The sequence below is a fragment of the Dyadobacter sp. 22481 genome, assembly GCF_052044875.1.
Lineage (GTDB): Bacteria > Bacteroidota > Bacteroidia > Cytophagales > Spirosomataceae > Dyadobacter > Dyadobacter endophyticus.
The window spans coordinates 265,918-278,780 of sequence record NZ_JBQENV010000002.1 but is presented as its reverse complement, the minus strand read 5'-3'; the positions used below and the strand labels follow the sequence as shown (position 1 = coordinate 278,780).

The 12,863-nt window shown below is 45.0% G+C and carries 8 protein-coding genes; 6 read left to right on the top strand and 2 right to left on the bottom strand.

The window, feature by feature from the left end; genetic code table 11:
- Nucleotides 1-250 precede the first annotated feature (250 nt).
- Genes ACTJJJ_RS11240 through ACTJJJ_RS11230 form a run of 3 tightly spaced genes read left to right on the top strand, consistent with a single transcriptional unit; the run spans nt 251 to nt 2,281 of the window.
- A complete protein-coding gene (locus tag ACTJJJ_RS11240) occupies nt 251-910 on the top strand; it encodes a plasmid mobilization protein (protein ID WP_440701836.1) in 660 nt (219 codons plus the stop codon).
- Nucleotides 907-1,752, top strand: coding sequence for a relaxase/mobilization nuclease domain-containing protein (locus ACTJJJ_RS11235; protein ID WP_440701835.1), 846 nt, complete (start codon nt 907-909; stop codon nt 1,750-1,752). The genes ACTJJJ_RS11240 and ACTJJJ_RS11235 overlap by 4 nt, the downstream gene beginning before the upstream one ends.
- 55 nt (nt 1,753-1,807) lie before the next feature.
- Complete coding sequence (locus ACTJJJ_RS11230; protein WP_440701834.1) at nt 1,808-2,281, top strand: hypothetical protein; 474 nt, start codon at nt 1,808-1,810, stop codon at nt 2,279-2,281.
- Between the two features lie 163 nt (nt 2,282-2,444).
- Here ACTJJJ_RS11230 and ACTJJJ_RS11225 read toward each other — a convergent pair whose 3' ends face one another.
- Nucleotides 2,445-3,536, bottom strand: a complete 1,092-nt coding sequence (locus ACTJJJ_RS11225; RefSeq protein ID WP_440701833.1) for a hypothetical protein — start codon at nt 3,534-3,536, stop codon at nt 2,445-2,447.
- 3 nt (nt 3,537-3,539) lie between these two features.
- Nucleotides 3,540-4,331, bottom strand: coding sequence for an RNA polymerase sigma factor (locus ACTJJJ_RS11220; protein ID WP_440701832.1), 792 nt, complete (start codon nt 4,329-4,331; stop codon nt 3,540-3,542).
- A gap of 135 nt (nt 4,332-4,466) precedes the next feature.
- Here ACTJJJ_RS11220 and ACTJJJ_RS11215 point away from each other — a divergent pair, with 135 nt between their 5' ends.
- From ACTJJJ_RS11215 to ACTJJJ_RS11205, 3 genes are all read left to right on the top strand, one after another.
- A complete protein-coding gene (locus tag ACTJJJ_RS11215) occupies nt 4,467-4,697 on the top strand; it encodes a helix-turn-helix domain-containing protein (RefSeq protein WP_409012478.1) in 231 nt (76 codons plus the stop codon).
- 614 nt (nt 4,698-5,311) lie between these two features.
- Complete coding sequence (gene rmuC, locus ACTJJJ_RS11210; RefSeq protein ID WP_440701831.1) at nt 5,312-6,790, top strand: DNA recombination protein RmuC; 1,479 nt, start codon at nt 5,312-5,314, stop codon at nt 6,788-6,790.
- A 53-nt stretch (nt 6,791-6,843) separates the two neighbouring features.
- Nucleotides 6,844-12,681 (top strand): DUF3320 domain-containing protein, encoded by a 5,838-nt coding sequence (locus tag ACTJJJ_RS11205; RefSeq protein WP_440701830.1) that lies wholly within the window; start codon nt 6,844-6,846, stop codon nt 12,679-12,681.
- Nucleotides 12,682-12,863 lie beyond the last annotated feature (182 nt).

Below are 12,863 nucleotides of genomic sequence, written 5' to 3'. Positions count from 1 at the left end.
AGCGTGTTTTTCGAACGAATTCGAACAAAAGCGAACAATTTCAGACGCTTTCGAACGAATTCAAACACTTTCAAACAAATCCGAATTTTTTAGAACGGAAGCAAACGCTTTCTAACATGAGCGGTGGTTTCCTCCACAGCCAGCTATCGCCGGTACGTCACGAAAAGCGACTCCCGGCGGAGCTGGCCAGGAGAAACCCCTGGACCCCTGCTATTCGCCTTCCGGCTCATAGCTAATCCCAAAAAGACATATGCAAAATCAGAAAACGAAAGGCAGACCGCCCAAACAGAAAGGCACTGCCAAAAGGGAACACTTTTCTGTCTGGGTGAGTGCTGAACAGAAAAGACAGATCAATCAGGTCATAGAGAAAAGCGAGCTTTCCGCCAGTCAATATTTCTTGACATTGGCCCTAGACATCCCTTTTAAAAAGCCTCAAAAAAGATCCCTTCCCAAGGCAACTGCCGACACGATCCGGATACTGGAACAGCTTTCAGGTATCCTGTCGCTTGCAGTTTTAAAGACCAAAGATCAGCAGATGCTTTCCGCCCAGTGGCAACAGAGCAGTCAGCGTGTCCGCTTACTTGCTGACCTTATCACCTTGTGGGTATTTGAATCCTTTGAGATCCGTAGCACAAAGCAGATACTTGGTAGCCTGCGTTCATGGTTAAATGAGCTGACTAATTTTCTGTCCTTGTTTCCTGACGAGCTTGAAAGCAAGCCGCAACTAATTGAAGAGTGCCGGTCGAACGCCCGACTTGCAGGTGACCTGCTCGATAAATACGAAACCTACTATCAGGCCCCACTATCAGAATTGGAACCGGCCTGGAAAGCAGTGAGCGCTGACGCGAGCTCAGTGCATCACGAGATTGAGACCGCCCTTACTGCTTTACATAAAACTATAAAGACATGATTGGGAAAGCAAGTTTGGGCAGCAGTGCTAAAAGGCTTATCGAGTACTGCTACCACGACAAACAGCTTTCAGTAAAAATGCAAAGAAAGCTGGATACGGAAGAAGTCCGTGGAGAACTGGTCTATATACAGAACCTGGGAATTAAAATACAGCCGGATGGAAAACTGGACCTGGATTACCTGATCAAACAATTCGAGGATAACCACTCGCGGAATACTCAGTTGACCAAATACATCTGGCATCAGTCGTTTAGCTTCGCGCCAGGTGAAAGGCCCAACAACGAGACCATCACCAGCATCACTACTGAATTTGCCAGGGAGTTTGGGTTTGAAGAGAACCAAATGCTTGTCTTCAAGCATGAGGACACAAACAATCACCATTTTCATATCGTTGGAAACCGGCTCAACCATAACGGAAAAAATACCGCCGATCACTTTAAGAACTACGCCCGAATCGGGACATTCTCTCGCAAAATGGAGCATAAACTGGGATTAGTCCAAGCACCTGATATGCGCATCAACCAGCGAAGGACACAGGAAATATCGGTAGCCGACAACGTACATTTAAAGCTCAAACAGACGATTGACAAGCTATTAGACAGCATAAAATCAATTGATGCGCTTAAAAAAGAATTAATGACTGTGGGGTATAAATCTTACATCGGTCGCGGCATCGCATTCTTTAATATGCAGAAGAAAATTAAGATCAAGGGCTCTGATTTGGGTCGAGAATATTCCCTTTCATCCCTTGAAAAGCGGTTGGCTCAAAATTTGAAAATTGACTTCAAAAAAGGGCTAAAACCAGATCTCAAAAAGCAAAAAAAGCGCGGTCTGGGCTTATAGGTGCATGTTTTCGTGAAGAATAACTTATTTTAGCCAAAAATAACCCCGTTCACCCATGAAACTGAAAGCAATTAAATTCTTTTCTCCGGAGGAAAACGTTTCCAAAACCAAAGTGGTCGAAAAGGCCGCACCACTTCCGACAGGTTACATTTCTAATTCCGGCAAGCTTGTTTTCCCGGCATCCGCGCTGCGCGACCTGGGATTTGATCCTGAATCTACCCATTTCAAGATTGGAACTCAGGAAGGCAAGCGAAAAATTAAATCCGTATATCTTATGCCGGCAGCAAGTTCGGATCAAACATTCTCCTTTGAGAAAAGTGGCAGAGGACATGTAATTCCATTGGCGGTTATTCTGAAAAAAGGTAACGTCAACTTCGAAAGCGAAAAACTGATCTTCAAGATTTCCACCTTTGATTTTGATCAAACTACCAAAGGCTATGAGCTCGCGATCGAAACCGAAGCGCCAAAGCCTGAGTATACCGGAAAGCCTCGTGGCAGAAAGCCTAAGGCTGCGGTTGAAGCAGAATAAACATAATTTTAAAATGCAGGTAACCGCTTCCGGTTACCTGCTTGATTTCGGGCCACATTTGCTTACTGATAATTAAGCTAACCCAGTTGTATGTGCCCCTGAGCACTTGATGAAACCACCAGTGGTTTCATCCTGCGGCTGTACAAGCAGCCTCTGTGAAAATTCATTCTACTAGCACAGCAATCCCAACCTTTTCGGCTTTTCGCTCTATCTTTTGTTTAAGACTGTAATATCCCCAGTTCCGGAAAAGGAACGGGTCTTCTTTTGCTTGCTGCTCCTTCTCTGTCTGATCTACGAGCAGCAGAGTCGCTGCTTTATTTTTAAGACATAGATCAATTAACCTCTTACTGTATACGTGCTGCTTTTGCGAGACATACCGCTTCTCTGATTGTATCAGCTGATCGATGCTCGTTTTTCTGAGCTGCCTTCGGGAGTTTTGATTCATAAATACCATTGCCTTTCTCTTCCGCCGGATGGCAGCCTGGATCGCAAGTCTCTTATAGAGATACTCGTCCTTGCTTCCGATTGTATAACGCTTGGTGCCAATAGAGACGATGATCGGATAATCCAGCGACAGACTTGCCTCGGCAATGATGTCCTGATCAAGTTGTTGCTGCTGCCGTTCTGTCTGAAAAACGGCAAGCATGAAAACCTTTCCTTTGTCAAGCACCAGCGAGCTGGTGCAAAGCTTGACCTGACCAGCGAGTAGCCTTTGAAGCATTTCCCGCTTGTCATGGCCTGTTTTTCCTAGGTATGTTCTGAACGGAAAATCGAATAACAAAAAGTGAAACACCGCCCCTTCCTTGCTGCTTCTAAGCTTCCTGAGATCGGTTCCTTTAAATGGTATCGGGATCTCTTTTCTAAAACTTGGCATTGCGCTTTCGCCAGTAGCAAGCGCCTTGCTCATGTTGTTAAAGCTGGCAACCAGATTTCCATTCAAGGTGCTCATAACGTGCATCGGGATACTGCCCTTATAGTTTTGGGCAAGTACCTGGTAGCTAGTGTTCATTCTCGATGTCGATAGCATCCCGTACTCGTCCTTTTTAATATCTGAAAGCCTGGCCCTTACACCTTCGGTCAGGTAGAGCATTTCTCTGAGTTGCTGCTGTACGTAATGATGGGTAAAGATCTGGTTAGCGGCTCTAAAACAGATGTATCGCCATTGGTAGAGTGTATCCAAAATCTTATTCTTCTGATCGATGTCGTCGGAATCGATCAAGAGCCGGATCTTACGCGTGGTGAAAAGCTTTTCCATAACCTATCGGCCATTTTGCTTCCAATGATTTTTGATAAGCTGATATGCTTTGATGTAATGCTGCTGTACCTGGGTCTGCGGATAGCCTAGCATGGAGGCGATGTCAGCAAAAGACTTCTTCTGATCTTGCCTGAGCTCGAAAACCGTGGACTGCTCGCTACTCAGAATATGATCGTAAGGGAACGGCTGCTCTGCTTGCCTTATCGGCACAGTCGTGCGGGGCGCTACCATTCTTTTAAGCTCCTCTACGGCCTTTTGGATTTCGCTGGTCACATGCAGCGTACTGGCTCCTATTCTTTTCGCCACCTCGCGCGCGCTATGCCCGTCCCTGAAATGAAGGCTGGCTATCAACTGGCGCTGTTTGGGCAGAAATGAGATCGCTTTCGAGATTTCTTCCAATCTCTTTCCTTCGGTGCCGTCCGCGAAGTAGCTATCCAGATCTGGCTTTTCGCCCAGGAAAGGTTCGAGATGGTCTATTTCCGTCATTTTCCGGTATATCTGGTATGAGGGCTTTTGGACCTGTTTCAAGAGTTGCCAACGGAGATTGAGGCGAATAAACCGGTATGCATGAGGCAGGCTTTCAATCTTATCTCGATGTGCCCAGACTTTCAGGTAACATTCGTGCAGGATGCAGCTCACCAGGAATTCGTCATTAACTAAGCTCTTGCCAACATATAAAAGGCTAGAAAATGACTTGTCGTAAAAACCTGTAAATGCGCGTTCATCACCATCCTTAAACCTGTCTAACAGATCGACGTTTCCGTCAGAGTTGGCATGTAGCTTTCGAATTCCCATATCATACATTATTGACTTAGTATTACGTCACTTCATCTATTTAGGCGCCTGAAACTGCGGAAAGCAGATGCGTGGAAACATTTGCTTAGTTATAACTAAGCACAAAAATAAGGATGTTTTTGGTTCTTGCAACCCATGCCCGAAAAAACAGATTTCGAAATTGCGGTGATAAATCAAGTGAGGAAAGTCCGAAAAGCTAAGGGCTATACTCAGGACGATCTCGCTATGTTTCTAAATTTGACAAGGGGATTTATTGGACAAATCGAAAGTCCCAAATTTCCAAGCAAGTACAATATTGAACATATTGGAATACTCGCCCGTGAAATGAACTGTTCTCCGAGAGACTTAATGCCTGAACAGGTATAGCAACGAGTACATATAACCTCCAATAGCATAGTAGGCCTCATTCTAAGCTATAGCCTTTTCTCCCCCCGAAGACGTCACTTTATGTCTGACTAGTCTTGGCAATACATCGTTGGACAGATCACATCTTCCTTCTAAAGAGTAATACTAACATCGGATCCGCAACGGGCAGCTTGTGTCTGGTTAACACGGAACCCGGTTGAAGCAGCGATTTCTTATTGTGCATTGTTAATCTATTGTCTGGCTATTTGTCTTAGACTCTCATTGCGATTCATTCAAAAGGTCAATCAGATGCTGTTAGCTCATATCTTAAACACAAAATCCTTTCCGTGAAAACCGAATAATAAGTTGTCTTGCATTTAGATCTGAATAATTGTAGAATTACATTTACCTAACGTACCACCCTCGATAAATCCCCTCATAGAAATGGCTAGCTTACCGCCTTATCTCTACCCAAAATTGGCTGTTCAGTTACCTGCTCCACCCAATGCCAGTTTGCTTATTTTGTATTCATGGGTCGCTATCGAATAACCTAGTTCGATACAAGAATCATAGCCGAAGGATAAGCCGATGTCCTTTCGAAACATCTCCCTCACAATAAACTATTGTTGCTTAAAATGTCTATTGAAATTTCCTCCGTACTCATCGGTTTAGCCGTAGGTTCGCTTTTATCGTACCTTATTCTCTTTGCTATCCAGAAGACGAAACTCATTTCTATTAATCTCTACAACGAGCTTCGCTCAAAACTTAGTGATAGCCAAGTAGCGCTCACGATAGCTCAGGAACATGTCAAGCATTTGACCGACCAGGTATCCAACGCGGGCACAGAGATGAGGGAAAGGTCGGCGCACTATGAAGCGAAAATAGCTGACATGGATAACGATGCGAAGGATCACATGGAGATCATTGCAGACCTTAATAGAGAGAAAGCAGAATACTCCTTTGTGAACAAGTCGCTCAACGAAAAGCTTGAAACTCAAAAGCAGGAAATCGAAGAGTTTAGGAAGAAGTCACTGTTTGAATTCAAGGAACTTGCGACTGCAATCCTGGAAGAGAAAAGCAAGAGGTTTACAGAAACTAACAAAACCAATATTGAAAGTATCCTCAAACCACTGAGTGAGAATTTGGCGACCTTTAAAAAGCAGGTGGAAGAGACCTACGAGAAAGAATCGAAGGATAGGCATTCACTAGCTGACCGGGTGAAGGAGCTGGTTGAAACAAGTCAGAAGCTGGGGAAGGAGGCGAACGATTTGACTTCTGCTTTGAAGGGGCAGTCGAAGAAGCAGGGTAATTGGGGAGAGATGATCCTCGAAAGTATATTGGATAAATCCGGCCTTGTAAAAGGAAGGGAATATTTCGTTCAAGAAACTTTTAAGGACGACGAAGGCAAAAGCTACCGCCCGGATGTGCTTGTCAAGCTCCCGGAAAACCGCAATATCATTGTCGACTCGAAAGTGTCGTTGAATGCATATGAGAGATTCTGTGCAGCTGATGAAAAAGCAGATCAAGATATATTCATTAAGGAACACCTAAGGTCGTTACGCCAGCACATTGACCAGCTCGGGAATAAGAAGTATGATGAATTGACAGAGTCGCTGGACTTTGTTATGATGTTTATTCCGATCGAGCCGGCATACATTCTTGCACTTCAAACAGACAACGAGCTTTGGCATTATGCCTATTCCCGCAAAGTTTTGCTAATCAGCCCTACTAATCTGGTCGCGGCCTTGAAGCTAATCGTTGACCTATGGAACAGAGAAAATCAAAGCCGGCATGCCCAGAAAATAGCCGAAGTCGGAGCAGGCCTATACGACAAGTTCGTTGGCTTCGTCAAACACATCGAAGACATTGGTCGCCACATTGGTAAAACTCAGGATTCGTACAATGCCGCCGTCAATAACCTTTCGAGTGGAAGAGGAAACCTAATCAGCAGGGCGCAGAAGCTACGGAGCTTAGGGGTTTCTTCAAAAAAAACGCTTCCTGACATCTTTGTATCTACCGATGATTTGGATGACGACGAGGACGATTCTGTATTGCCGCTATCGGAAAAACATCCTGCGGCAGGCGAGACGGTCAATGTAACGCAACAGGATTAATAGTGAAATGGGTGCCGAAGGCAATGTGTTTATAAGTCAATAACTTCCCTCTAATGGAAAATATCTCTACCGAATTCATTTACATGCCGTTTATCAATTTTGCCATGCAGCAAAATCACATACCGGTTGTAAGAACATTACAAATTCAGAATAATGGCACCGAAGATCTGGCTGACGTATTGGTTGAGATAGCCTCGGAGCCAGATTTTATGGCTGTTTGGACATCGAGGGTTGATTATTTGACGGCTGGACAGACTTTCGCTTTCGATGCTGTCAATCCAGCCATTTCTTTCAACTTCTTATCGAGTCTCACAGAACGTGTTTCGGGGCAGTTCAGCGTCACTGTGTTTGTTGGCGGTGCTATTGTTGCCAAAAAACTATATCCAGTCACTGTTCTGGCATATGATCAATGGAATGGTGTAGCAACATTACCTGAATTGGTAGTCGCATTTGTCACGCCCAATCACTCGGAGATTTCAAAGATTATTGGTGCCGCTTCTGAAATATTGGAGAAATGGACAGGAAGTCCATCTTTCGATGAATACCAGAGTCGTAATCCAGATCGCGTGCTACGGCAGGCCGCAGCGATTTATGAAGCCATAGCAGCGCGCCAAATTGTCTACGTCACTGCACCAGCAAGTTTTGAAGATGCAGGTCAAAGGGTGAGACTCTGCGAAACAGTACTTTCTCACAAGCTTGGAAATTGCCTAGACTTGTCACTTCTGTATGCTGCATGTTTAGAAGCTGCTGGTATCCACCCGTTAATTGTTTTTACCCAAGGACATGCATTTGTTGGCGCATGGTTAATCGATGAATGCTTTTCGGACCCTGTAAATGATGACCCAGCATTATTAACAAAGAGAACAGCCGGAGGCATAAGCGAAATTGTCCTGGTGGAGGCCACTTGTATGAGCGCCGGCAACAATGCCTCCTTTGAAGATGCGGTACGTGCAGCTAACTTCAAAATGGTGCGCCTGGGTGAATTTAACTCGTTCGTTGATGTCAAACGGGCGCGTCACGGCGGGGTTCGTCCGCTTCCCCTAAGAATTCTCACGAGCGAAGGTTTCACGATCGTTGAAGAAATTGTTCCAGAGCGTAAAAGTGTCATGCCTGAAACACTCGGCCAGGTCGTAGATGTGACTGGAAATGGAAGTGCCAAAATTTCCAAGCAAATGCTCTGGGAGCGCAAACTCTTGGATTTGACGCTCCGAAATAGTCTTTTGAATCTCAGAATAACCAAGGGAACGGTTCAATTCATTTCGGTTGACTTGGGCAAACTCGAAGATGTGCTTGCCGATGGCGACGAAGTGCAGATATTATCCAAGCCGACGGATTGGGATAATCCATTGAAAAACTCTGGTGTATATCAGGCGATTAATCAGTCGGATCCAATTAATGATTTGGTTAAGAAGGAACTTGGTTATAAAAGATTAAGATCTTACCTGACTGAGGGTGAACTAACCCAGACACTAACAAGTATTTATCGCTCATCGAGGCAGTCTTTGGAAGAGAATGGTGCCAACACCCTCTATATCGCCTTGGGTCTATTGAGATGGTACGAAACCGCTACCAGCGAACGGCCTCGCTATGCCCCAATTCTGTTGCTGCCCATTGAAATCGTCAAAAAGTCTGCGCAAAAGGGATTTGTTATCAGAAGTCGGGAAGAGGAAACTTTGCTGAACATTACGCTGCTGGAAATGCTCCGGCAGGATTTCGACATCAATATCACCGGTCTCGACAACTTGCCCAAAGATGAGAGTGGAGTTGATGTTAAGCTGGTTTTCACTCTGATCAGAAAAGCGATCATGGCCAAGCAACGTTGGGATGTTGAAGAACAGGCATTTCTCGGTACGTTTTCATTCAACAAATTTGTTCTTTGGAACGACATCCATAACAACGTTGATAAGCTCACTGCAAATCCGATCGTAAAGAGCCTAATTTCAGGTAAGTTGGAATGGTACGATAAGGAAACGGAACTAGAATCTGAATCCATTGAGTTGGAACCGGCCTCGCTTTCTCTTCCAATTAGTACAGATTCGTCTCAATTGCAGGCGATACTAAGCTCTTCTAACGGCAAAAGCTTCGTATTGCACGGCCCTCCGGGTACGGGTAAGTCTCAGACGATCACGAATATCATTGCCAATGCAGTCTATGCTGGCAAGAAAGTACTTTTCGTTGCTGCTAAAAAGGCCGCTCTCGACGTAGTAGAAAGTCGTTTAGAGTCGATAGGTATTGGTCCGTTTTGTCTCGAACTTCATTCGAACAAGTCCAAAAAGTCTGCGATTCTGGAACAATTGAAGAAAGCAACGGAGGTTACTAAAACACAGTCACCACCATTTTTTCAAGATGAATCTCAAAGACTTTTAAAGTCCAGAACGGAACTTGGTGAATACGTGAAGGCACTTCATCATCAGCATGAATTTGGATTTTCCCTGTTTGATGCTTTCAACAACTACGTCCAAATTGCACATCATTCGGACAAGCTTCCCTTCCCTGCGAACTTCTTTAATGGGCTTACAGCTCAAAAGGTCAGGGAAATTGAAGAGGCTGTTGAACAGATCCAGCTTTCGGGATCCATTTGCGGTATACCTAGGAAACATCCGCTTGAAGGTATTCGAATTAGGGAGTTTTCCCATTCGGTGAAGGATGAGGCGGACAAGGAGTTAGACAGCTACCGTCAATTGCTTGAAAATTATCAAAAGTATCTCGGAGCAGCGCAAACCGCTTTGAAGATCAATACAAATTCGGCGAGTAAGTCTCAGGATAAGGTCTTTGATGATCTAATTGGATTACTGAAAAAGCTACCTGATGTTCCTTCGCAACTGTTCGCAGTTGATCAGATTGAGCAGACATTACCTGGTGTAATCGAGATTTCAAAATGCGGGCAGACCAGAGATCGAATTAAAGAAGATTTACTAAGAACATTTACTAGTAGTGTGCTGGGGCTAGATGCAGAAATGCTTTTGGGTAGCTGGCAAACCGCGGGTAATCAGTGGTTCTTACCTCGCTTTTTGGGACAGCGCAAAGTTCTGAAAGCGTTGCAAAGCTATTGTACGACTGGAAAGGTATCTAATGACCAAATTCAGGATACTTTACAAAAAATCATCAATTATAAGGCTCAGCAGGGACGGATAGACAAAGCAGTTTATTTGCCCGAGATGTTGGGCTTCTTGTGGAAAGGGGGGGAAGGAGACTGGAGCCAAATCAGCGGGATTTGTGAGGACCTGATTGCTATCCATCGAAAATTTATTGAGCTGAATTCTGACCAATCTTCAAATGCCTGGCGCAAAGATTTATCCATCTCGTTTGGAGATGGTAGCAAAGTTTTCTTTACGCGGCAGGAACAAGTGCTTTCACAGGCTCAGACGGTGATCCGATCTATGAACGACGCAGAGCTGAGCCTAAGCCAACTATTGTCAATCGATTTTTTAAGCTTGTCTGTTTTGGAGCCTAGTTGGTCTGAGAACAATTTGGTCCATGTTAAGAGGTGGCAGTCAGCTTTGAGTGAATTGAGGGATTGGGTCGCGTGGAATAACTGTGTTGAGAAAGCGGACGCTCTCGGGATATCAAACATAGTGAGGGCATATCGCGATGGACAGGTAGAGGGCAATGATATGGTTGGCCATTTCAAAAAGGGTTTTTATCGCGCCGCCGCAATTTATATCATTGACAAGAATCCCGTTTTGGCGGCATTCAATGGAAGGATGTTCGAAGAGAAGGTCAAGAAGTTCAGACAGCTTAGCCAGCATTTCGATACTTTAACGAAGCAAGAACTTTATGCACGACTTGCTTCGAGAATCCCATCGGCTCCCCAGGAGGCTTCACAGACGTCGGAAATGGGGATCTTGCAACGCAATATCCGGAATAATGGTCGCGCGACTTCGATCCGGAAGTTATTTGATTCAATCCCAAATCTGTTGCCACGTTTGACTCCATGTATGTTGATGAGCCCGATCTCCGTCGCGCAATATTTTGATGCTGATCGGGTAAAATTCGACCTGGTTATTTTTGACGAAGCCTCTCAGCTCCAAACCTGCGAGGCAGTCGGTGCCATTGCGAGAGGAGCCAGTGTTGTTGTTGTGGGAGACCCTAAGCAAATGCCTCCAACCAGCTTCTTTTCTTCCAATAATGTGGATGAGGAGAATATTGACATCGAGGATATGGAAAGCATCCTGGACGACTGCCTAGCTATATCGATGCCGTCCCACCACCTGCTTTGGCACTATCGAAGCAAGCATGAGAGCTTGATCGCTTTCAGCAATTCTAAGTACTATGACAACAAGCTACTCACTTTCCCATCTACGGATGACATCCACAGCATGGTAAAACACGTGCCTGTTCGAGGATTTTACGATAAAGGAAAAACAAGGCAAAACCAGGCGGAAGCCAAGGCAATCGTGGCAGAAGTTGTATCCAGGTTAGCCAGTCCTACACTTTCAAAAAGAAGCGTCGGCGTTGTTACGTTCAGTTCTGTACAACAAAATTTGATTGAGGACTTGCTATCAGAAGAATTTAAGAAACGTCCGGAGTTAGAGAAAGTCGCGTATGAATCGGAAGAGCCACTTTTCGTTAAAAACCTCGAAAATGTTCAGGGCGACGAGCGTGATGTAATCCTTTTCTCAATTTGCTACGGGCCTAATGAGGAAGGTAAACCGAGTGTAAACTTTGGCCCTATTAACCGGGAGGGTGGATGGCGCCGTTTAAACGTAGCCGTTTCCAGGGCACGTTATGAGATGAAGGTCTTTGCTACAATGGCTTCCGACCAAATTGACCTGACCCGAACAAAATCGGAAGGAGTTGCAGGATTGAAATCGTTTTTGGCATACGCTGAACGTGGTAAGACAGCACTGCCTGTAAGGACGGTTAGTCACGGGAAATCAGAATCTGGCTTTGAGCGCGAACTTGCCCGGCAACTGGAAGAACTTGGGTATGCCGTGCATACGAACATCGGATGTTCTGACTTTAAGATCGATATTGGAATTGTCAATCCACTAAATGAGGGCGAATATTTGATCGGGGTATTATGTGACGGTTACAACTATAACAAGGCCAAGAATTCGCGAGACAGAGAAATCGTCCAGAAGGATGTTCTTCATAGCCTTGGATGGACCACGCACCGGGTGTGGTCAATGGATTGGTGGGAAAATTCTCAGAGAACTCTCGACGGAATTGTAGACGCGATCGAGGCGGCCAGGACTAACTATAATGTTAAAAAGGAGAAAGTTGAGATTGAGCAGGTCATGGGAGGAGCAGAAACCTTTCAGCCTAAGATAGAAACGGTAGCCAGTCCAATTTTCAATGCTGCGCCACAGCCGCAATTAACTGCGTCAAGTGCCAAGAAATACGAGGTTGCTGTGGTCGAGACCATACTGGCAAAGTCATCTGACGACTTTTTGCAACCTTTCAATAGGCAAAAGATCTCAAATCAGATTTTGACGATCCTAGAAAGCGAGTCTCCAATTAGCAAGAACTTGCTTTCAAAGCGCCTTTTAGCAGCTTGGGGGATCGCCCGGAACGGCTCCCGAACGGCTGCACATATTGACAACATTCTTCCGACACTCTCTTTGCAAACTACGCAGAAAGGTAAGAGTGTAATCTTTTGGAAAACGCAGCACAATCCTAGCGAGTACGCGATCTATCGCCTCAGCGAGCTCGAAATTCACAAGAGGGACGCGGATGACCTTCCACCCGAAGAGGTTGCTAATGCTGTGAAGGAAATACTAGTGAATCAAATAAGCCTGCCCAAGGCAGAATTGGTACGAGAAACTTCAAAACTTATGGGTTATGCACGAGCAGGCTCAAATGTGGAAATGGCAATGAGTTTTGGAATTGAAGCGGCAGTATCAAAGGGGTACTGTGTGGATGAGGATGGTCGGATTGTCCTGAAATAGTAATTTTTGTTAAACCGTATAATCAGTGTTCACATGGAAATCACTGCTATAAAGCCTGGTCCTAAACCCAAGAAGGAAGATGGTTTACGAGATCAGAGAAGGAGAGTTACGACCGAAAAGCGTGAGAAGTACCCTGATCTTAAGCCTCATAAGCATAAGCCGGGAGATTGATTCATCTGCTA